The sequence below is a fragment of the Spirochaetota bacterium genome, assembly GCA_025061835.1.
Classification (GTDB): domain Bacteria; phylum Spirochaetota; class Brevinematia; order DTOW01; family DTOW01; genus SKYB106.
The window spans coordinates 1-22,454 of the sequence record JANXAC010000024.1 but is presented as its reverse complement, the minus strand read 5'-3'; the positions used below and the strand labels follow the sequence as shown (position 1 = coordinate 22,454).

Annotated in this window: 17 protein-coding genes, 2 tRNA genes and 1 riboswitch; of the genes, 11 read left to right on the top strand and 8 right to left on the bottom strand. The window is 36.5% G+C overall.

Features of this window, described 5'->3' with window-relative positions:
- Positions 1-183 (top strand): hypothetical protein (locus NZ579_07280; protein MCS7299737.1); only part of this gene is annotated, 183 nt, incomplete at its 5' end.
- Between the two features lie 18 nt (positions 184-201).
- On the opposite strand, the gene NZ579_07275 is transcribed toward NZ579_07280, so the two are convergent.
- Both NZ579_07275 and NZ579_07270 read right to left on the bottom strand, forming a co-directional pair.
- Entirely contained in the window at positions 202-1,236 is a 1,035-nt protein-coding gene (locus NZ579_07275; GenBank protein MCS7299736.1) for a hypothetical protein, read from the bottom strand.
- A 4-nt stretch (positions 1,237-1,240) separates the two neighbouring features.
- Positions 1,241-2,914 (bottom strand): ATPase, T2SS/T4P/T4SS family, encoded by a 1,674-nt coding sequence (locus NZ579_07270; GenBank protein ID MCS7299735.1) that lies wholly within the window; start codon positions 2,912-2,914, stop codon positions 1,241-1,243.
- A gap of 117 nt (positions 2,915-3,031) precedes the next feature.
- Here NZ579_07270 and fusA point away from each other — a divergent pair, with 117 nt between their 5' ends.
- The 7 genes from fusA (at position 3,032) to NZ579_07235 (ending at position 11,399) form a co-directional block, all read left to right on the top strand.
- Complete coding sequence (gene fusA / locus NZ579_07265; protein ID MCS7299734.1) at positions 3,032-5,125, top strand: elongation factor G; 2,094 nt, start codon at positions 3,032-3,034, stop codon at positions 5,123-5,125.
- A 14-nt stretch (positions 5,126-5,139) separates the two neighbouring features.
- Positions 5,140-5,211: transfer RNA gene (locus NZ579_07260), tRNA-Thr, on the top strand.
- 320 nt (positions 5,212-5,531) lie between these two features.
- A tRNA-Arg gene (locus tag NZ579_07255) sits at positions 5,532-5,604 on the top strand.
- Positions 5,605-5,618: 14 nt separating this feature from the next.
- Positions 5,619-5,996: a 50S ribosomal protein L23 gene (locus NZ579_07250; GenBank protein MCS7299733.1), complete on the top strand. Its 378-nt coding sequence runs from the start codon at positions 5,619-5,621 to the stop codon at positions 5,994-5,996.
- Between the two features lie 14 nt (positions 5,997-6,010).
- Positions 6,011-6,838, top strand: a complete 828-nt coding sequence (rplB, locus tag NZ579_07245) for a 50S ribosomal protein L2 (protein MCS7299732.1) — start codon at positions 6,011-6,013, stop codon at positions 6,836-6,838.
- 3 nt (positions 6,839-6,841) lie between these two features.
- Positions 6,842-9,289, top strand: coding sequence for a hypothetical protein (locus NZ579_07240; protein ID MCS7299731.1), 2,448 nt, complete (start codon positions 6,842-6,844; stop codon positions 9,287-9,289).
- A gap of 166 nt (positions 9,290-9,455) precedes the next feature.
- Positions 9,456-11,399: a hypothetical protein gene (locus NZ579_07235; GenBank protein ID MCS7299730.1), complete on the top strand. Its 1,944-nt coding sequence runs from the start codon at positions 9,456-9,458 to the stop codon at positions 11,397-11,399.
- Positions 11,400-11,402: 3 nt separating this feature from the next.
- Here NZ579_07235 and NZ579_07230 read toward each other — a convergent pair whose 3' ends face one another.
- The gene (locus NZ579_07230; protein ID MCS7299729.1) at positions 11,403-11,579 is read right to left on the bottom strand and encodes a hypothetical protein; all 177 of its coding nucleotides are present in this window, start codon (positions 11,577-11,579) and stop codon (positions 11,403-11,405) included.
- A 177-nt stretch (positions 11,580-11,756) separates the two neighbouring features.
- On the opposite strand from NZ579_07230, the gene recF reads away from it, so the two are divergent.
- On the top strand, positions 11,757-12,887 hold the full coding sequence (recF, locus tag NZ579_07225; GenBank protein ID MCS7299728.1) for a DNA replication and repair protein RecF: 1,131 nt from the start codon (positions 11,757-11,759) through the stop codon (positions 12,885-12,887).
- 13 nt (positions 12,888-12,900) lie between these two features.
- Here recF and NZ579_07220 read toward each other — a convergent pair whose 3' ends face one another.
- On the bottom strand, positions 12,901-14,082 hold the full coding sequence (locus NZ579_07220) for a pyridoxal phosphate-dependent aminotransferase (GenBank protein ID MCS7299727.1): 1,182 nt from the start codon (positions 14,080-14,082) through the stop codon (positions 12,901-12,903).
- A gap of 377 nt (positions 14,083-14,459) precedes the next feature.
- Positions 14,460-14,576, top strand: a riboswitch (TPP riboswitch).
- Between NZ579_07220 and thiC the strand changes: the two genes are divergently transcribed.
- Positions 14,566-15,885: a phosphomethylpyrimidine synthase ThiC gene (gene thiC, locus NZ579_07215; protein MCS7299726.1), complete on the top strand. Its 1,320-nt coding sequence runs from the start codon at positions 14,566-14,568 to the stop codon at positions 15,883-15,885. (Overlaps the previous riboswitch by 11 nt.)
- Before the next feature lie 40 nt (positions 15,886-15,925).
- Here the strand turns inward: thiC and fmt are convergent, their stop codons facing one another.
- Both fmt and alr read right to left on the bottom strand, forming a co-directional pair.
- Entirely contained in the window at positions 15,926-16,870 is a 945-nt protein-coding gene (fmt, locus tag NZ579_07210) for a methionyl-tRNA formyltransferase (protein ID MCS7299725.1), read from the bottom strand.
- A 245-nt stretch (positions 16,871-17,115) separates the two neighbouring features.
- Entirely contained in the window at positions 17,116-18,228 is a 1,113-nt protein-coding gene (gene alr / locus NZ579_07205) for an alanine racemase (GenBank protein ID MCS7299724.1), read from the bottom strand.
- Between the two features lie 349 nt (positions 18,229-18,577).
- Here alr and NZ579_07200 point away from each other — a divergent pair, with 349 nt between their 5' ends.
- Complete coding sequence (locus tag NZ579_07200; GenBank protein MCS7299723.1) at positions 18,578-20,821, top strand: alpha-amylase family glycosyl hydrolase; 2,244 nt, start codon at positions 18,578-18,580, stop codon at positions 20,819-20,821.
- A gap of 337 nt (positions 20,822-21,158) precedes the next feature.
- Here NZ579_07200 and NZ579_07195 read toward each other — a convergent pair whose 3' ends face one another.
- Both NZ579_07195 and NZ579_07190 read right to left on the bottom strand, forming a co-directional pair.
- Positions 21,159-22,166, bottom strand: a complete 1,008-nt coding sequence (locus tag NZ579_07195) for a M23 family metallopeptidase (protein MCS7299722.1) — start codon at positions 22,164-22,166, stop codon at positions 21,159-21,161.
- A gap of 65 nt (positions 22,167-22,231) precedes the next feature.
- The coding region (locus NZ579_07190; GenBank protein MCS7299721.1) for a hypothetical protein at positions 22,232-22,454 on the bottom strand (223 nt) is incomplete at its 5' end.

Genomic DNA, 22,454 nt, shown 5'->3' with positions numbered 1-22,454 from the left:
ATAACCCTAGCACTACTACTGGTTTCAACAATCTCTGGTATTCTGATTGTAGTATTTAGAAAACTTAGAAAAATAAAGGTGAGAGGAATATACCGCAAAGCGCTTACTGTAATACATGTTATTTCAAGTATCCTTGCCCTAGCTTCTTTTCTTCTTACCTACTTCTTAGCTCCCAAGATATAAAAGAATATCAATATAGTCTCATTCTATCTGACCTCTGTATTGATTTATCTTCCTCCGTAGTCTAGTGAAGTCTGGCTCTTCAGTTTGGAATGAAAAGAATAGTATGTTTCCGTCAGTCAATATCCCCTCACTTAAAAGAAACTTATTCATCTCCTCACTATACACATCTTCCCTGACTCTAGCAGAATAAGGAGTAAGAACATCAAAAAAACCATCATCAACGAATTTAGTAAGCCACCTACTGGTATAGTTTTTTAGCCTAAACAGTTTCTTCTTCACCAAGAATGCTTCTCTTATAGTGTAGTAATACCCAAAGACAGCATCAAACTCCGAGACATTATAAACATCACTCATACCATCAACTCTACTACCTCTCAAAATACTCCTAATTACCTCAATAAAAGATTTAGACTTTCTATCCCTCGCAAAAATACCAAAAAACCTACCAAAGTTCAAAACAACCATACTGCTATCAACATTAGAAAGCCATTCCATAATTTCAGGATACCTAATCCCCCTACCTAAAAAGATGATTGGAGCACTATTTGCAAGATCTCTTATCTCAAGCGCATCACTGAAAGGGTCAAAAACAAAAGGTTCTTTGAAAGCGACTTTAAGACCTAGAACCTTATTAAGGTAATTGGAATTCGTAGTAGCCTTACCACCGGAGAACTCATCAATAATGAATTTGAGCATTTTGTAGTTTCTAGCAAAAGATGTTAGTTTGAAGTCAAAATTCATTGTATCTCTGACAACTTTAAGAAACCTGTAAGTGAATATACCGTTTGAGTATGAAAGTATGGTTGATTTTAAATAGTCTTTAACCATCCTAGTTATGTATTTATCTGAGAACCCAAGGTAGTATCTCCCGTGGTCAAGAAAGAAATCCGCAAACTTCTGACCGAACACATCATAAATGTAAACTTTTTTTGTCTTTCTAGGTAAAATGTTCTTTGAAAAGAGATAAGATTTGAATGGAAGAACACTCTCCAGATACTCCTGTGGCTTACTCCTGTGATTTTTAAAGTTATCCTTCGTTGGAAATTTTGACATAGTTCTAACTTACAGAAATAACTTCCTCAATAGTAGTTATACCTTTCCTAACCTTTTCCATACCTGCATCAAGTAGAGTTTTCATACCTGTCTCTATTGCTATCCTTCTAAGTTCAAACGAAGACATATTCTTGAGTATAGCGCTCTTTATCTCTTCGTTCAACACTAGCATTTCAAATATAGGTATTCGTCCGCTAAATCCTGTCTTTCCACACTTTACACATCCCTGATGAACTGGTATTTTATCATTGCCTTTGAAATACTTTCTTATCTCTTCTGATAAATCTACTGAAGATATGTCCTTGAAACTCTTACAATTATCACATAGTTTTCTAACGAGTCTCTGTGCTATTACTAGGTTTAATGTTGATGCTACTAGGTATGGTGGTATTCCCATATCTATGAGTCTTGTTATTGAAGATGGAGCATCATTCGTGTGGAGTGTTGAAAGCACCAAATGTCCTGTCAAAGCAGACCTAATTGCTATCTCAGCTGTTTCAGTGTCTCTTATCTCTCCAACCATTATCACATCAGGGTCGTGTCTCAAGAATGACCTCAAGGCACTTGCGAAGGTAAAACCAATCTCTGGATTGACTTGTATCTGCTCAATACCATCTATCTGATACTCAACAGGATCTTCGGCAGTTATGATCTTCTTGTTAAATTCCTTTAAGTAATTTATCCCAGCGTAGAGTGTAGTAGTTTTACCACTACCTGTCGGTCCCGTGACGAGTATCATACCGTTCGGTCTTGATAAGGCTTTTTTATAAATCTCAACCTCTCTACTATCCATACCTATAGCCGAAAGGTCAGATATTATGTTAGTATCTTTCTGAAGTATTCTCATAACTACATTTTCACCGTATATTCCCGGTATTATTGACACCCTTATGTCTATATCTCTTCCATTGTAAAGGAATTTTATAGCACCGTCCTGTGGAAGTCGCCTTTCGGATATATCTAGGTTTGACATAATCTTTATTCTTGAAACTACTGCTGGATATAAGTTAAGTTGGGGTCCTTCAAAGTTATAAAGTCTTCCATCTATCCTGTATCTCAAAACAACCCTATTCTCATAGACTTCAAGGTGTATATCACTTGACTTCCTTTCAATACCTTCAGCAATGATCTTATTGACTAACCCTACCACTTTACTCTCATCCTTCTTGCTTTCTTCCCTATCCGTTTTTGTCTGCGAACCCATAACGATACTTTCCAAAACATCCCTTCGTTCTACTAATCTACCTGACACAAGGTTTTGAAGGTCGTTTAGATAATTCTTTATAGCAGTTGCTGTGGAAAATCTAGTCTCAACATGCCTTCCTGTTATAAACCTTATCTCACTTATCAAGTCAAAATCAGAAGGATTATCAATCGCTACAACTATGAAATCATCCCTAACATCCAAAGGTGCTACAAGTTTCCTCTTACAAAACTCAATAGGAACAAGAGATAACAGTATTTGAGATTTCTCAACTGTCGGCAATGGTAAAGTAGTCTCAAACTTGATGTTAAACTGCTTTGATAGCAACTCATAGAGTTGATTTTCTTCAATCTTACCCTCTTCTAGCAATATTTGACCTAGTTTTTTGTTGGTAATCTTCTGTTTCTGTAGATAGGAGGACAGTTCTTCTTTAGTGATTATTCCCATCTCAACTAATACATCACCTAAAGCCATATCACAGATTATATTCTAGATATTCTCCGTATGTAAAATTCTAGATATCTTCTGCAATTAGAATTTTTACTGCATCCCTGTTTATAATTAAGGCAAAAATTTACAAGGAGAGTCTATATGTCAGAAATAATTCCTATTGAGAGAATAAGGAATATAGGTATTATAGCACACATTGACGCTGGTAAAACAACTACCAGTGAAAGAATCTTGTTCTACACAGGTAAAATCCATAAGATGGGCGAGGTCCATGAAGGAGCCGCTGAGATGGACTGGATGATACAAGAAAAAGAGAGAGGTATAACCATAACAAGTGCTACTACAACATGCTTCTGGAAAAACCACAGAATAAACTTGATAGACACACCCGGACACGTTGACTTCACAGTTGAGGTTCAGAGGTCATTGAGAGTTCTTGATGGTGCAGTAACGATACTTGACGGAAGTGAAGGTGTTGAGCCACAGTCAGAAACAGTATGGAGACAAGCGGATGAATACAAAGTTCCAAGAATAATATATGTGAACAAACTAGATAAAGTAGGAGCAGACTTCTATATGTCTCTTGAGTCAATAAAACACAAACTTGGAGTGAAACCCCTACCCCTCCAGATACCAATAGGGCATGAGTCTTCTTTTGTCGGTGTCGTTGACCTTGTTGAGATGAAAGGAATATACTGGGATACGGATGAACTTGGTAAAGAATACAGGATTGGAGAGATACCTTCTGAGCTTAAGGATAAAGTTGAGATATACCGAAACAAGCTTTTGGAAGCAGTATGCGAAGAGGATGAAGAACTGCTTGAACTTTACCTTGAAGGGAAAGAACCCGATGTTCCAACGATAAAGAAGATGATAAGAAAACTTACGATTCAAACAAAGGCATTTCCAGTAGTCGCGGGAACATCTCTCAGAAACAAAGGTATTCAAACCCTTCTTGACGCTATTGTTGATTATCTACCTAACCCCCTTGACCTACCACCAGTTAAGGGATATAGAGAAGACGGTAGCGTTGTAGAGAGAAAACCACTTGACTCAGAGCCATTCACAGGGCTTGCGTTCAAAGTAATGACTGACCCTTATGTCGGTAAGATCGTATTCACAAGGATATACTCAGGAATTTTAAAATCCGGAATGTATGTATATAACTCAACGAAAGATAAGAAAGAGAGAATATCAAGAATCTTGCTTATGCACGCAAATAAGAGAGAAGAAATTGAAGAATCAAGAGCAGGTAATGTAGTAGCACTTGTAGGTTTAAAAGATACAACAACAGGTGATACTCTCATATTAGATAATTCGGAAAAGATAGTGCTTGAGTCAATCAAATTCCCTGAACCAGTCATTGCAATAGCGATTGAACCTAAAACGAAAGAGGACCTAGACAAACTTTCAAATGTTTTATCAAAACTTCAAGAGGAAGACCCCACATTCAAAGTGAAAACAGACAGTGAAACCAACCAAACACTTATAATGGGAATGGGAGAGTTACATCTTGAGATAATGGTTGACAGAATGATAAGAGAGTTTAAAGTTCAAGTGAATACAGGCAAACCTCAAGTTGCGTACAGAGAAACAATTGAGTCAAAAGCCAGAGCAGAAGGTAAGTATATAAAACAGACAGGTGGTAGAGGTCAATATGGACATGTATTCATTGAGATAGAACCATTACCAAGAGGTAGTGGTTTTAAATTCATAGACAAGATTGTTGGTGGTAGGATACCAAAAGAGTATATACCAGCAGTTGAGGCAGGAATAAGAGAGGCGATGGAGAGTGGGATAGTTGCAGGATATCCAGTTGTTGACGTTCAGGTTACGCTTTATGATGGGTCATATCACGAAGTAGACTCATCGGAACTTGCGTTTAAGATTGCAGGCTCAAAGGCATTCAAGGATGCTATGAGACAAGCAAATCCTGTAATCCTTGAACCTATTATGAAGATAGATGTTATAACACCAGAGGAGTATTTAGGAGATGTCCTTGGAGACCTAAACTCAAGAAGAGCAAAAGTGATAAATATGGATCAGAGAGGAAACACAAGAGTAATAACAGCATACATACCACTCTCAGAAACCTTCGGATATACTACCACTATGAGGTCCTTAACACAAGGTAGAGCAAGCTATATAATGATCTTTGAAAGATACGAGCAACTACCAAAGAACTTGTATAATGTCATACCAACATTGAGAGTATCCTCAGAAGTTGAGGAATAGAAAAGAATAAAGTCGCCGGCGTAGCTCAGAGGTAGAGCAACTCACTCGTAATGAGTAGGTCGTGGGTTCGATTCCCACCGCCGGCTAAAAACATTACAAACGCAATTCTCTGATACTCTCAATCCCCTACGGTTTTTGAATTTACCTTCCACAACTACTAGATAATCAACCATTTTACTCGTAATTTCAAAACTAGCAATTGTAAAAGCACATCAATTACCGTCAGTGGAAGAACTAAAAGGAATAAACCTCATAGTCAAAATTCTATAGTAATTAGAAATAACCTAAAATTCCTAGAATATTCCGAAAAAATAGATCCCTAAAATTATGAAAAATTGGAATTTGTTGTCCTTGAAGCAGTAGTTTGCTAGACTAACTGTTATTGTGTTATAATAATATCTACTTAGCGCCCGTAGCTCAAAGGATAGAGCATCTGCCTTCTAAGCAGGGGGTTGTGGGTTCGAGTCCCGCCGGGCGCAAACCGGAGGAAATGATGTCAAAGTCAATAATTCTATCGCCTGTCATATCGGAAAAATCACAAAGCTTGATGTTCGATGAAAAAAACAATCCCACCGGATTTTATGTTTTCAAAGTAGTAAGGTCTGCGACAAAAATGCAGATAAAACAAGAGATTGAAAGACTCTACAAAGTTGAGGTAGAGAGTGTTAATACTTATGTTGTTCCAAGAAAGAAGAGAATGATAAGAGGAAGAGTTGGATACACATCAGGTTGGAAAAAAGCGTTCATCAAACTATCAAAAGGTGTGATACCTATATTCGAAGAAGTTTCAGCACCTCAAGAAGAGAAGAAAGAAACTAAACAAGATAAAAAAGAAGTCAAGAAAGAAGAGAAATCATCAAAGAAAAAGTAAGGAGGTAGTAGTTTATGGGAGTAAAAACATACAAGCCTGTAACAAATGGGTCTAGAAACAGAACAGGATACGATTTTTCAGAGATAACCGTTGATGAACCATATAAAGGTCTAGTAGTAGGACTTAGAAAAACTGGTGGTAGGAATAATCTAGGAAGGATGACTGTATTCACAAAGTCAGGAGGACACAAAAGACTCTACAGGATAATAGATTTTAAAAGAGACAAAAGAGACATACCAGCTAGAGTTGAAACAATAGAGTATGACCCAAACAGAACCGCTAGGATATGTAGAGTTGTATATGAAGACGGAGAGAGAAGATATATACTAGCACCCCTTGGAATAAAGGTTGGCGATAAGATAATAGCAGGTGAGAATGCACCAATAGAGATTGGTTGTGCTTTACCTCTCAAAAACATACCCGTTGGAACTGTTATACATAATGTTGAACTAACTCCAGGCAAGGGAGGGCAACTCGCTAGAAGTGGTGGTTCGTTCGCAAGACTTGAAGCAAAAGAAGGTAAATACGCTATATTGAGATTACCTTCAGGTGAGATAAGAATGGTACTTCTTACCTGCTATGCTACGATAGGTCAAGTTAGTAACCCAGATGTTGTCAATATTAGTATAGGTAAAGCTGGTAGAAGTAGATGGCTCGGAATTAAGCCAAAAGTAAGAGGAGTTGCAATGAACCCAATTGACCACCCGCACGGAGGTGGTGAAGGTGGTAAACAGAAAGGTTATCCATATCCCATGACACCTTGGGCTAAACCATCATTAGGATACAAAACCAGAAAGAAAAAGAATAAAAGCAATAAATACATCATCCAAAGAAGAAAATAGTTAATGTTAATATTCCCGCTAGGTCTCATAGGTGTATATACCTCATTCTCAAGAGAATCAGTCCTAGATATACAATCTATTGAAAGACTCGCACTGGAAAGCGGTTTCAAAACAGTAGGTATATCCGATACAACTTACCCTCTCTGGATTGATGAAGTGATGAAACTACAAAAGTCTCCTATTACCCTATTCCCCGCAATCAGAACATTCGTAAACATTCAAAACCAAAAGATTAAGTTATATGTCTCACCAACTTCCTATACCTCCCTAGAAAGACTCGGAAGAAAGGAAACCATAAACATCAAAGAACTTAAAAGTCTAGATGTTATTGTATTCTACGGAGGTAATAGCAAGGAACATTTTTTACTACTCTACGACTTCCTACTCGGAAAACTAGGATTAGGTTTAACTAAACATAATAGAGGACTTTTAGAGACAGTATTATCAAAAGTGGATTACATATTGCCACTACACTACTCAACTATACCCCAAGATTTGAGTAAGTTCAAGTCCGTTTTGAAAAACTTTATTCCAAACCCTTCTCCTTTTCCGAATGGTCTTACGTTTATCAGAGAGATCGGAGAACTACCACAGAATGTAATAGATAAAATAACATACACTGTTGAAAAAATGAAGGACATAAGAGACTACGAGATCCCAACAAACAAGACAAACGAAGATTTTTCAAACTTGCTTTGGAAGAAAATAGTGTCTCAAGTAGTTCCTGATGAAAAGTTAAGAAAGGAATTCATAAGAATATCCGAATTAGGACTTTCAGAGTTTTTCTACAAACTCATATTGTCACTAGAAGAATTCACAAAACATGGTGTAATAAAGTCTGACTTCCTGTCAACATCCTACATCCTTGAGAAGCTGAAAATTCTGAAAATCAACAAAACAAAGATAGTATCTCTATACCATTTACTCAAGGAGAAACCTATTCACATAGATATAAAGGTATCCTCAAAAGAAAAGTTCTACGAGATAGTAAAATCAAACTTCGGTGAAATACTCTTTCACCGCGTATATCCTATACACTTGAGAAAAAGAACAATTGAAGAAAACACGAAGATTTTACCTACTAACGTTAGAAGCCTAATTTCAAATTATTTGAGAAACATCGTTTCGGAGTATAGGATAAGCAAAAAACTCTTCTACTCCAATGCCTTAAGAAAAAGACTAAGAGAAAGAGAAGGTATTCCTGTTGAAATATGTGGTAAAAGCTATGAAGTAGTAGTTGATACAGACAACCTACACTATGTATCAAATAGATGGTCAATATCACAGGTTATGAATGTAGTTAAAAATGATACTCTTTTCATAACACCTCACACAATCTCGCCTTTCTGGGACAGTGTCAGAAAAACAATGACCCCAAACAGTTTGAGTGAAACCCTAGTTTTGTTCCACATAGCAAAATCACTATCACAGAAACCTTACTACAAATCAAGTATTGAGAGGATCGTCCAAGAAAAAAAACCCATTTTCATTGAAGACATAATAAAAGATTTTGGAGAAGATACTATTGATACCATCCTCAATGTTGTGTGGTCTAGGGATAGAAAAGACATAGGAGTAAATGAAGTTGAACTACTCAAAACACTCATTGACAAAGGCATTGACAAAGAAGTAGCAGAAAGAACAACTAGGTTCATAGTGAAATATAAAAACGTAATAGGAATTAGATCTCTAGAAATATCAAGGTTTTACGATTTTCTACTTTACGCAGGACTAAAATCAGAAAATACTGATAAATTTATCTACTTCATCTTGAAGGAAACACTAAGAAGCAAAAAAGGCATGTTCATATTACTTCAGTTTCTAAAATCAAACAATATAACAGTCAAGTTAGATATAAACAATTCTTTGGTAAGCAAGGTAGATGGTGCCAACAACAGATATTTTTTACCTCTAGGTATAGTGAGAGTAAATAGGGTCTTTCTGGATAAGATTGTAGAAGAAAGAGAAAAAGAAGTTTTTAAAACTTTCTCGGAATTCTACGCTAGGGTTGGTAAAAAGTTTCCAAAAGATACCAATAAACTCGCAAGAGCTGGTGCTCTTGATAATTTAGGAGATAGAAGAAGAATAATCAAAGTAAGCGATAATATTGATAACGAAGTTGCGAATGCTATCCTAGTCAGAGAGGAATTTAGAACTCTAGGTTTTTGCCAACTACTACTTGACGCTAGTTTCAACAATTTAAGGTATAGAATAGGATGCGGAGATACAAGCAAAGTTTTGGAAAACAAGACAAACAATGTATTTGGTTTCATAGCAAGCGTTGATAGTTATGGGAATATATTCATTCAAGATGAGAAGAATGTCATATTTGCTAAAAACAATATCTACACGAACTTCAAGATCGGTGATTTTGGCGTTTTTGAACTATCCTCCGAAGATGGGCTATTTGGGAAAAACTTTTTTGTCAAAAGTTTTAGAACTTTACAGTAATCCTTTTATCTGATCAGGTCTCAAGCCTTCAAAACAAAAGTTGGAAACCAAACCTATTTTGGATTTGTAAGCAAAACTATAACAAACTTTATGGGCAAAATTGTAATAGACTTGTAAAAAGGAACAAAATTTCTTTACATTTTTATCTTCAAAAACGGTGGTTTATATGAAATACGAAGATATCTTGAACAAGGTACTAATACTATCACTATCAGAAGCAGAGGACAAAGGATTTTCAAAAGAGAACCTTGAAAATCAAGGAAGAAGACTCTTTGAAGACTTTTCACAAAATGGCTACATAAGGCAAACACCTTCCGAGATGCTTTCAATACCGATGTATGCCTTTGCATACTTCCTCAAACTTATGTATGAAAAGAAAGGAGATGTATCATCACCAGTAGCAAACGAGAAAGATGGGAATTGGTTATCTGAAAAGTCAATAGCGTTCGTTAATGTAAGAGCAACTGGTAGTAAAGACCAAACTCATGGAGATTTTATAACCTCAACAAGAGTTATACCTACATTGAGAGTTGATGGAATACACCTTTCACCATTCTTTGACCACGCTTTTAACATACTTTATGCAGTTGATTGTATGTGGGTAATATCCGATGACTTCATAAACAAGTTTTACTTATCACTCATCCCAGCCAAAGAACAGATAAAGTTCTTCATAGATACCGCACATCTCCTAGGCAAAGTTGTTGGTTTTGACCTTGAGTATCATACTTCACAGTTCTCAAGAGTAGCACTAGAATATCCCGAATTCTATAGATGGATAAAACTACAGAGATACGAAGATGGAACCGTGAGACTAGCAGATAATCTATCACAAAGAGAACAGCTATCAAAAGAATACCAATCTAAAATACACTTAGAAGTTAGAGAAGTAGTAAAAAGTGTGTTGAAGAAAAACAATCTCAAATCTTTCGGTAAGGGTAATATATTGAGCATAAGAACTTCACATCTAGAGGCAATACAGTTGTTGATAGAAAGAGGCATTTGGACTATACCTACTCATACCTGGAATGGTGTTGGATTACCTGAATTCTCTCACTATGTTGAGGATAGAAAATATCCAGAGTTTAGATACATCAACGCTAAAGGTGAGGACCATAGAGGACATGCGTTTGGACTACTCTCACCTTTCAAATTTTACGATAACTTACCAATAAACTCTATACCTACCTCTGAAAACATTCCACAACTTGATAGGAAGGTTTTAAACTTTTTCGCAAAGATACCTATCAACATAATAAGACGCTACGGATTTGATTTCATAAGATGGGATTACACAGACCATGTTTTTGACTCAATACTTAACGGTGATTACAACATTCCAATATCTGATAGGATAACTCCTTACATCATAAAGTATGTCATAAGAAAGGTTAGAAAGAAATATCCTTACATAGGGATGTTCTTTGAGAGGATGGGGGATGACTTTGGAAACTATTACAAGGTTGGAGCAGACTTAATACTCGGCGGAGACATATGGTATGATATGTCAAAAGACTATATTAAGCAGGTTCTAAAACTCTCAATAAAACTACATAAATTCAACACCAAAAGAGAGAGAAAAATAAATGTATGTTATGCGGTAGATACACACGACACCGAAAACCCCGTTATCAACAGAAACCCTCTTGTTAGAGGTGGTGAGAAAGAACTGCTACTAAGGTTTTTTCTGTCTAGGTTTGCTAGTGCTGGTAAAGGACACAGACCAAAATACGAATGTATAGGAACAAATGAAGGAACTATAGGTCTTTTTAAAGCAAACATCGCACCAATAACTCTAGAATGGAAGAACAACAAATACGTAAATGAAACTTACCACAACATTGAGGATACCTACGAAGAGATCAAGAAAATTATAACCAATGGAGAGATAAAACTAGTCAGGTCAAAAAGGAACATCGTTTTCTGGAAGATAACATCTAACGAAAAGTCATTCTACTGTATAGTGAACCTATCAAGTAGAAAAGTTAGGTTTAGAGCACCTGAAAATCTATCCTATGTAATAAAGCCTTACACAAGAGATAAAGAACAGTATGATAACTTCGTTGAGATAGCATCGTTTGAACCAGTTATCGGAGTCGTAGCAACATAGAAATTATTTGTTATCCTTTATCTGATCAAAGGATACGTCATCAAGACCATATACTTCACCACCTGGTTCATTACACTCACAATCATCGTCAAGTCCATACCATCCTTCACGATAGCATTTCTCTATCCCTTCCTTATACCATTCAGGTATTTGATACACTTCCTCCTCAACATCTTTCATACAGTTAATATACTTTATGGATTACATAAATTCAAGTGAAAGTAGAAAAGTATAATTAAGAAACCTAAAGAACTTACCATAAGGAATCCAAACTTCACTTTATAAGGCTTATTATTTTGCTTGTCAAAGATAGGAATATTGAGAATTGAGGCAATTTTCCGATTCCTAGATAATACAATGAGAGTGGTAGAACTTGTCTTAAGGAACTTCAGGTTATTTGAATCTCTTGAGTTGGATTTTGATGTAAAGAATATAGTATCTGGACCCAACGGTTCAGGAAAGACAACCATAATAGAGGCGATAAACTACTCTTCAACATTTTCTCCCTTGCGATCCTACGAAACCGATAGAGAACTCATAAAAGTAGGACAGAACACCTTTAACATCACCTCAAAATTCATTGACGACAACGGATTCCTAAACACTGTATTCGTAGGATACGGATTTGATGGAACTAACTACGCGAAAAGGATAAAAGTAAATGACAAAAATTCCAATGTCATAAACGCATCCGGGAGGCTAAAAGCAGTTACCTTATTGGTAGAGGACTATGAAATTGTTGTAGGTAGCCCCTCTTGGAGGAGAAAAGTTATTGATAATGCGCTGATAAGCACAGACCAATCATACTATCATTACCTGATAAACTACAACAAAATTCTAAAACAGAAAAATACGATACTCAAAACCATAAAGGAGAAGTATAGAAACGAAGATAACCCCTTTACAGATGTATCTAGTTTAGATAGGAGTATAGAACTCGTTAGGACATACAACCAAAGTCTATCTAAATTCGTAGTTCGCATAACAAAATACAGGTATGATATATATAACTTCTTGAGAGACAAACTAAAAGGTAATACACCAATAAGTATTGACTTAAAATACAAATCAAACTTTGTAGAAATAGTCAAGAATTCACAAAACCCTGAAGTTGAAGTTTCAGATCTGCTTAACAGAGAGATACAGAGAGAAATAATGTATGGCAAATCCATAGTAGGCCCCCATCTTGATGACTTTATTGTGTTATCAAATCAAAAACCAGCAAGAACACTCCTATCACAAGGACAGATAAGGCTTGTAAGCATACTTTTCAAGATATTCCTAGCGGAATATATAAAGAGTAAAACTAATATGAACCCAATACTTCTAATTGACGACGTTTTTGGCGAACTTGACAGCAACAATAGAGGCAAAGTCTTTAGGATTATCTCCGAACTACCGTACCAAGTTATATTATCATTCTTTGAAAAGCCAGAGGAATTGAATACAAAAGATTTCAAAATAATATCACTTACACAAGCAACCTGAAAATGACTAATAACTACCCACTAAGCACGAACTCCTTAAACCTCCTTATACCTTCTTTCAGTTTGTCAATACTAGTAGCGAAGGATAACCTTATGAAGTTATCATCTCCAAAAGCAGAACCCGGAACTACTGAAACGAGTTTCTTATCAAGCAATTCAGAACAGAACGTTACAGATGTCTTTATTCTATTATCATAACATCCCGAAACATCCAAAAAGTAATAGAAAGCCCCCTGAGGAACAAAAACCTTAACATTATCTAAACCTAACAACTCCTGCTTTACAAAATCTCTTCTTGACTTGAACTCACTGTGTATTTTCTGTCTATTCTCCTCATAGTGCTCAAGAAATTTAAGCATAGCATACTGAACTATTGAAGACGTCCCCGATGATATATGGCTCTGTATTGAATCCATTATACTAGCTATCTCCTCCGAAGCACAAGCATAACCTATCCTCCAACCAGTTATAGAATGAGACTTTGAGAAGCCGTTTATAGTGATAGTTATCTCTCTTGCTTCAGGAGACAGAGATGCAATACTCACAAACTTTCCATCATAAACATAGTCTTCGTATATCTCATCCGAGATTATATAAAATTTCCTTTCAATCGCTAGTTTGAGAACCTTTTCAAGCACATCTGGATCATAAACAACACCAGTAGGATTATTAGGACTGTTAATAATAATCGCTTTGGTTTTACTAGAAATTAAAGATTCAAGTTTCTTAACATCAGGTATGAAACCATCTTGTATTCTTGTCTTAAATATAACAGGCTTTGCCCCTACTATCTTTATCTGTTCTACATAACTAACCCAGTATGGTGAAATAACTATCACCTCGTCGTTAGGATTACATATTGACGCTAAAGCAAGGTATAACGATTGTTTTGCACCGATTGAGACAACAACGTTTTTAGAAGAATAATCTACATTATTAAATCTCTTATACTTTTCAGATATTTCTTTTCTCAATTCAAGCAATCCTGCGGTTGGTTTGTAATTATTCGTTCCGTTTGTTTTTACATACATCTCAAGATTTCTTATTACCCAGTCTGGAACTGGTAAGTCAGACTCACCTGCCGTTAGATTTATCACATCCAAACCTTTTGATATAAGTTCTTTCGTTTTGGTACTAAGTGCGAGAGTTGGAGACTGTTCTATCTCAACGGAGATCTTAGACAAAGAAAAGCTCATTATCTACCCTCCAAGAGTATCGCTTCCATTTTAAATGAGATATTACTGGAATTCAAAAATTCTGCACAGAGACTCAATAAAGTCTAAAATTTTTTGAGGGATGATCAATAAATTCCACATTAGATAAGTAGTCAAGATTTTAGACTCTTTGCTTACTCACTTCCTTAGGTTCTATGTAGTGTCGTTAGTTGTGAAAATCAGCTTCATACTAGAACTTTTAGTTATTAGGAAGAATATTTACTCATACCTAGTGGGGACTGTGAAGAAAAGAAAGAACTTTACTCTGGCTGTGAATTTTAGACTTTATTGATATATAAGAATTTTTATTGAAATTTAGATAGCAAATTCTATATACTTTGTAGGGTAAGATAACTGGACAGTTTATACAGGGGAGGTAGGGGCTTACCTGCCTGAGAACCTCACTACTTGCCGTGAGGGACCCTTTGAACCTGATCCAGGTAATACTGGCGTAGGGAGGTTTATATGACACAGATGGATTTTGCTAGAGAAGGCATCATCACTGATGCCATGATTGTTGCTTCTCAAAAAGAAGGTGTTTCTCCTGAACTTGTAAGAAGCGAAGTTGCAAGAGGTAGAGCGATAATTCCTGCTAACATCAATCACCTTAAACTAAACCTAAGCCCGATTGTAATAGGTAAGATATTCAAGACCAAGATTAACGCAAACATCGGAACATCAGCAATAGACCCAAGCATTGATGAAGAACTACAAAAATTAGACTACGTCAAAAAATATGGTGCGGATACAGTAATGGACCTATCAACTGGCGGCAACCTAAATGAGATCAGAATCGCTCTAATCAAGGAAGCAACGATGCCTCTTGGAACAGTTCCTATCTATCAAGTTCTCACTGAAAGGAAGGTCGTTGATGACATTACCGAAGATGATATAATCTCAATGATAGAACTACAAGCAGAACAAGGTGTAGATTATATGACCTTACACGCTGCAATTCTAAGAGACTTTATACCTCTCACTAGGAATAGGATAACAGGTATAGTAAGTAGGGGCGGCTCAATAATGGCACAGTGGATGACTATAAAGGGAAAGGAAAATCCATTATACACGAACTTTGACAAGGTTTTAGATATATGTAAAAAGTATGATGTTACAATTAGCCTTGGAGATGCCTTAAGACCTGGCTCAATTCAGGACGCAAATGATGAAGCACAAATGGCTGAATTAAAAGTTTCAGGTGAGCTTACAAAGCGAGCATGGGAGAAAGGTGTTCAGGTGATGGTTGAAGGACCCGGACATATACCACTACATCTTGTTGAATACAATATCAAAGTTCAACAGGAAATATGTAACGAAGCCCCATTCTATGTATTAGGACCTTTGGTAACCGACGTAGCCCCGGGATATGACCATATAGCATCTGCGATAGGTGCAGCATTAGCAGGATGGTACGGAGCTTCACTCCTCTGCTACATAACACCAAAGGAACATCTAGGAATACCAAACCCCGAAGATGTCAAACAAGGAATAATAGCATATAAAATTGCCGCACATTCAGCAGATATAGCCAAAAATATACCAGGTGCCAGAGAGTGGGACCTTGAACTTTCTAAAGCAAGGTTCAAGTTTGATTGGATTAGACAATTTGAACTAGCGATAGACCCCGAAACAGCAAGAAAATATCACGACGAATCATTACCAGATGACCCGTATAAGCGTGCCAAATTCTGCTCTATGTGCGGACCGGGCTTCTGTGCTATGAGAATATCTCAAGATACCCTTGACGAATTAGAACAAAAAGAGAAAGAACAAGTGCAACTATAGACATCCTTAAACGAGTATCAACAGTATATTGATAATACCCTCACTCAAAAGTATCACCAACCTTTAGCCTATACCCATTCACAAACGACATAGCGTCCATAGGCTTGGAACTCTCCGGTAGAACCTGTTGTATCTCTAAAATACCTTTACCAGTTTTCACTTGAATACCACCCTTGATACCTACTATTCCACCTATAACCCCATCTCTATCTTCATCAAGACACCTAGCCTTCAGTATTTTGATAATCTTACCTTTGTAGAATGTATACGCTTTAGGCCATTCTACGAACGCTCTAACTTGACCTAGTATGTATCTCGCTTCTTTCGCCCAGTCAATTCTACCATCTTCTTTTGTTATCATCCTTGTGTATGTTGCCTTAGACTCATCCTGCTGCCTAGGTTTTACATCAGGGTTTTCTATAAATTCTACAACCGCCTCTGCTGATAGGATAGCAAGTTTTTTGCTTAGAGATGTATAGTTATCATCTTCATCAACACTTATCTCTTTTTGTATCAGTATATCTCCTGCGTCCATCCTCTCATTTAGATAGAAAATAGTAGTTCCTGTAATCTCATCAAGGTTCAGTAATGCATAATGTATCGGAGAAGCTCCTCTGTATTTAGGTAGTAGTGACGGATGAACACCTATGCTTCTAAACCTCGGTATTTCAAACACACTTTTCGGTATTATCTTGCCATAGTCGCAAACTATAAACAAATCAAAACCTTTTGACCTTAAGTAATTTATGAAACCTTCAGACTTTATATCCTCACTATCCCAAACTTCAATTCCCTTCTCTATCGCAAATTCTTTAACAGGAGTTGGTTGAAGTTTTCTACCCCTACCCTTCTCCTTATCAGATTTTGTTATGACTAGAGTAATTAGACTACTACCTACAAACTTTACTATCTCCTCAAGTGTCATCCTTGAAAATTCACCAGAACCAAAGTAGCATATCCTGCTGAATTTTTTACGCACATCCATAGTGTAAGTAAGTATGAATATCATCTGGTCTTGAAATCCAAGTATCAATGATATATTAACACTAACATTATTTTAGACTTTCTTGTGAAAGACTTATTTTGGTATAACGGAAATAAATTCATCGGTATTGAGGCTTTTTATAGTTCAAGAAATGAAGCAAGATGTTTCAAAACAGATAGAGTTCTATGAATGAGAATTTTGTAAGTTTTGATCTTCTGGACAGAGTTGTCGGTTGAAACTGATAGTTAGACTTTGTAAATCCTTGGTACTCTTTTAGATATCCCACAGGTAATCTCGTAAGGTATAAGTCCTACTCTATAAGCAAAATCTTCAACTCTTATACTACCTTCTTCACTACCACCGAAAACTATAACCTCATCTCCTACATTAACAGAACTGTCAATACTAACCATAAAATAATCCATAGTAATTCTTCCAACTACTCTATACCTCCTTGAGTTTATTATAACCTCCATATTGTTTGAGAAAAGCGTAGGTATCCCATCGGCATAACCACAAGGCACAACACCAATGTATCCATCCTCCTTGAGAAAATATGTTCTATTATAACTTATACTTTCACCCTTTCTAAAAAACTTCTTCAACGCTATGTATGATTTGAGAGTGATAGAATTTCTAATAACTGCCTTATCCTTTAGGTTCATGTTAGGATAATATCCGTAGATTGATAGTCCGCACCTTGCGAAGTCATACTTACTTGCCTCTGGAATATTCAAAACACCACCACTGTTTGAAACATGAGTAGCAACATTTGGTACTATCTTCTTGAGCGAACTTAATATCTCATCAAAGACCGATAACTGATAGAGAGAAAACTCTCTGTCAAAGTCAGAAGAAGGAAAGTGTGTCATAATGTCTGTTATCTTACTTACACTAATACCTTGAATAGTTTCAACTAGTTTATCCGCATCTCTGTAATGGATACCTAATCGTCCCATACCAGTGTCTATCTCCAATCCAAAACTTATACTCTTGCCTCTTGAGACAGCAAACTTTTCTAACTCTCCTATGAAAGAAACTTCACTTACAATCGGAATCAGATTAGGATATTCCAGTAGAATGTTTAAATCTCTTACTTCCATCGGACAAAAAACTATAATTTCTGCTTCTTTGAATACATTGCTTCTGGTTAGTTCTAACGCTTCTTCTAGAGTTGCAACCGCAAACTTCCTTATACCCTTACTGTGCAGAAATTCAAATACTCTAACACCACCATGCCCATAAGCATCAGCTTTGATAACAGGAATTATAGGCTTATTACGGTTTAATCCTCTTAACTCAATATAGTTAAGATAGATTATGTTTAGGTCAATCTCTGCAAAGGTTCTTCTAAACACCGAAGAATGATAACAAAATACATTTTCGGTTTTAAAATTACATATCACAACAAATTTTAAGACGAGAGTTACTAAATCTATGAACAATACCGTTCTAGGCAACGGAATTATCTAATACTGTATCCCTAAAACGATTTGTTTACGGTATATAAAATAACCTTGTCATTTTGCACACTAGTTCAACAATTGTTCAAATTTTGGTGCACATTGGTTCAATCAACTCCATTGAGCCTAACCAAATTAAAGTCATGTTAAGCCTTAAAATAAAGCCTTTGGTAACACTGTTGCTTATTGAATTAGACTGGTATATTTTTTGAACATAGCTTTGATAAAGAAATGGAGGTAATGTATGAAGAGTATGCTTAAGGTGACATTGTTGGCTGTGATAGCGTTGCTTATGTTTGTTGGCATAAGCGATGCTTCAAGAACGCTGATAGTGTATGTCTACACTAACAGCAACCTAGCCAGTTGGACAAATATCCAACTCTACTACTGGCTACCAGGAACCACCACAACTGGGTTTGTTAATAGAATCTCAAACCATCAGAGGTGGTATGTGTTCTCCATAACGGGGCTATCAAACTTGACTAATAGAATTGGGCTTAAGTTAAGACAGGATAGCAGCTGGAGTAGGCAAGAACCTATAAAAAGCGGTTATGACAGGATAGTATCTCTTCCATCTCATTACTCAGCATCAAATGTTGCTCATATCTATGTTCACTCGCCTGTGAATTGGTGGGAAAGTTATACCTGGTGGCTACCTAATGAGATTTCGTTATATGAAAACCCGACTGCAGCAGCTGTTACAAACTATCTTGGTGCTACTTACTCAGGTGGAAGCACCTATACCACTCATTTCTCTTTCTACGCACCGAATGCTAGAAAAGTCTATGTTGCTGGAGACTTCAACTCATGGAATGCTACTAGCATACCTATGAGACTGTCACATGATAGGACACTATGGTGGGCTGCTGTTAATAATACCTCTCCAGGACAGAAGTACAAGTTTGTTGTTGAAAGACACGATGGAACTTTAGTCTGGGTTGCTGATCCAGCATCAAGAAAACAAGTTCATTCAACTGGTGATTCCGTAATAGTTTCTCAATCCTACACTTGGGCATCTTGGACAAGACCTACACACGACTACTATAATATTTATCAAATTCACATAAGAACATTCTTCACTAACGACTCTGATTATAGCGGTTGGGGGACATTCACTACTGCTATAAACAGATTTAACTATATAACTAATCTCGGTATGACTGCGGTAGAACCACTTCCGATACAGGAGTTCGCAGGAGATATATCTTGGGGATACAATTATGTGTTCCACTATGCTCCTGAGACATCTTACGCCGGTGGTGGAACATCAGCAGCAGGAACTAACATTATAACACTAAAGAATTTTGTAAATGAAGCACATAAGAGAGGATTAGCAGTAATACTTGATCTAGTGTTCAACCATCAAGGTGCGAGTGATGACCCAATAGCAGTGTTTGACCCCGCGGCAAACTGGAGTAATCCCGATACATATTGGTATTCCGGTTCAACACCCTGGGGGCCAAGGTTTAACTACTCAAATCCAATGGTCAGCAAGTACCTTGTTGATAGTGCTAGATACTTTATGGAGTTCTTCAGAGTAGACGGATTTAGATTTGATGCTACTGCTTACATAAATGACTGGGGCTTTATGCAGTTTGTTACAGATAGATTGAGAGCAATAGATTCAAGAGTTTTACTGATTGCTGAACATCTACCTAATGACGCGTGGGTCACAAGGAAAAGGGCTGCTGGTGGTGCTGGTTTTGACTCACAATGGAACGTTAATCTGTCTCACGAACTCAAGAAATTATTTACAAGTGGTCCAAGTGCAGTTGATGTCAACGCTATCGCTAACTATGTAGTTGCGGACTATCTAAACAATGGTCTTGACAACCAGAGTCCGAATGGACTATTCGCAATACAATACCATGTATCCCACGATGAAGCAGCAAACGGCAAGCAGAGACCTTCTGCTGATCTTGTGAATAGAGGATCCTGGGGTAACAGTGAATATGATGCCCAAGGACAGATGATAACAGCAATAGCTACAGCAGTGATGGCAAGAGGAATACCGATGTTATTCTTCGGTGAGGAGTTCCTAGAGGGATACTGGCCCGGTAATCAGAAGTGGTTCAGAGACGATATTCCTATAACATGGGCTAATCTCTCAAGAGTAAGAGCAACAAATACTATGAGAGCAGTAAGAGACCTCAACTGGATAAGAAGAAATAACGCACCTGTAAGATTTGACCAGATTGGAATAGTACATGTAAATAATACCGGAAAAGTTCTAAGCTTTAGGAGAGGTTATGGAACAGGAAGTGGAGATATATATGTTATAATTAACTACAATAAACAGAACTACTCAAGCTACGGAATACCGTTCCCGAGTGCTGGAACATGGAACCTGATATTCGCTCATCCAAGTGGTGCATACGGAGATGCTTGGGCTGATGCATACCTAGTCAATCCTGTCAATTACTCAGGTAGCGGAAATGTCAATATCAAGATACCAGAATACGGTGTCCTAATATACAGGAAACAGTAATCATCAAGAGGGGGTTAACCCCCTCATTTAATTACTTAAACTTATAAATCTAAACCTCCTTATCAGAACTCTCTTCCTTTTCAATTTCAACCTAATATGCAACTAGTTCTAATGTTCTGCTTTGATGTTAACAATAGACAAGCATACTAAAAATAGCAAATATCGTCCTGATTTAGATTCTACTTTCCTAGAGAAATCTAATTCTTTTGTTTTCTTTTAACAAAGAAAAAATCAACTTATCGAATTTACATTATACTTGTTTGTCCCCTCTTAAGATTTTTAGTGAAGTAATAACTAACAAACAAATAGGTTTTTACCTTAACTCCTATCTTGTAATTTACTCAAACAATCTTATAGAGACATATGGCATAGGATCTACTAGATCAGTTCCTATTCTAATCTCGTAGTGTAGATGGTAACCAGTTGCTCTTCCTGTCATACCTATTGATCCTATTACTTGTCCCTTTCTAACTGTCTCACCTACAGATACATATATTGACATCAAATGTCCATAAACTGAAACGAAACCATATTTGTGCGCTAACTTGATTACTTTTCCATACCCACCGGACCAGCCTGCTGATGTGACAACCCCATCAGCACTTGCTATTACAGGTGTTCCAGGCCAGTGTGCTATATCAATACCTGAGTGAAATCTTGCCATATTCATAAATGGATCTCTTCTATAACCAAAAGTTGATGTTATATGACCAGAACCATCCTTGACAGGCCAAACTGATGGTATATACCTTATAACATTTTTTGAATTCTCCACGAAAGTAGCAAATTTTTGCATCTGTATCTTGTAAATCTCTATTTCCTTTCTTAACCTATAAAGCTCGTCTATTTCTTTAGGTTTGTTGTAAATAACATCATCAACTGAAGAGGAATTAGGCTCATTACTATCTTCATCTTTACTTGGATATTCTATTTCCGAACCTATGTTTTGTAAAGTAGTCAATGAAAAAACTTTATTAACATCTGACCTAAAACTAGCAAACCTTTCCTTTAACAAATTAGCGTTGTTCACGAAACTATTTATATACTGATCTTTAATATGATTTTGTCTTTCAAGTCTCACAACCTTCTGATCTGTCATCTTCCTGTTAGAAACCGCTATTATTGAGGTAACTACTATAACAGATATAATGATTGAAACGAAAAGTAGTGCAAAATTTGATATGTGAATAGTTATAACTTTCTTCTCGGAATGAGGTATAAACATCACAGTTAATTTTTCATGTCCCCATTTTTGTATTTCCGAATTTTTTATCTTGAGCCATCTCCTGAAATCATAAATTAAAGAACTTATCTTTTCTTTTACACTATCAAAAAACTTTCTCATAAAGATCCTCCCATATTTTCGGATAATAACCTAGAATACACAAATACTCCTTCGCAGGTAAGATTTTAAATAATATTGATATAATTTTTCAATCTCTGAAGAGGGAGTTCAAAAAATGTATGTAATGCTTGTGAATACTTGTGATTCCGATAAATACCTCTTTGCAAGTGTTGTAAAAACACCAAAAACAAGAAAATTTTACCTCCATCCTCCCCAAACATTACAAATCCTAATACAGATATCACCACCAAACTCCTACCTACCTCCTTATCCCTAACTCCCAACCAC

Bases quoted from the DNA above. Each gene is read 5' to 3' on its own strand.
- NZ579_07275 (MCS7299736.1), bottom strand. From the start codon at position 1,236: ATGTCAAAATTTCCAACGAAGGATAACTTTAAAAATCACAGGAGTAAG.
- NZ579_07270 (MCS7299735.1), bottom strand. From the start codon at position 2,914: ATGGCTTTAGGTGATGTATTAGTTGAGATGGGAATAATCACTAAAGAA.
- fusA (MCS7299734.1), top strand. From the start codon at position 3,032: ATGTCAGAAATAATTCCTATTGAGAGAATAAGGAATATAGGTATTATA.
- NZ579_07250 (MCS7299733.1), top strand. From the start codon at position 5,619: ATGTCAAAGTCAATAATTCTATCGCCTGTCATATCGGAAAAATCACAA.
- rplB (MCS7299732.1), top strand. From the start codon at position 6,011: ATGGGAGTAAAAACATACAAGCCTGTAACAAATGGGTCTAGAAACAGA.
- NZ579_07240 (MCS7299731.1), top strand. From the start codon at position 6,842: ATGTTAATATTCCCGCTAGGTCTCATAGGTGTATATACCTCATTCTCA.
- NZ579_07235 (MCS7299730.1), top strand. From the start codon at position 9,456: ATGAAATACGAAGATATCTTGAACAAGGTACTAATACTATCACTATCA.
- NZ579_07230 (MCS7299729.1), bottom strand. From the start codon at position 11,579: ATGAAAGATGTTGAGGAGGAAGTGTATCAAATACCTGAATGGTATAAG.
- recF (MCS7299728.1), top strand. From the start codon at position 11,757: ATGAGAGTGGTAGAACTTGTCTTAAGGAACTTCAGGTTATTTGAATCT.
- NZ579_07220 (MCS7299727.1), bottom strand. From the start codon at position 14,082: ATGAGCTTTTCTTTGTCTAAGATCTCCGTTGAGATAGAACAGTCTCCA.
- thiC (MCS7299726.1), top strand. From the start codon at position 14,566: ATGACACAGATGGATTTTGCTAGAGAAGGCATCATCACTGATGCCATG.
- fmt (MCS7299725.1), bottom strand. From the start codon at position 16,870: ATGGATGTGCGTAAAAAATTCAGCAGGATATGCTACTTTGGTTCTGGT.
- NZ579_07200 (MCS7299723.1), top strand. From the start codon at position 18,578: ATGAAGAGTATGCTTAAGGTGACATTGTTGGCTGTGATAGCGTTGCTT.
- NZ579_07195 (MCS7299722.1), bottom strand. From the start codon at position 22,166: ATGAGAAAGTTTTTTGATAGTGTAAAAGAAAAGATAAGTTCTTTAATT.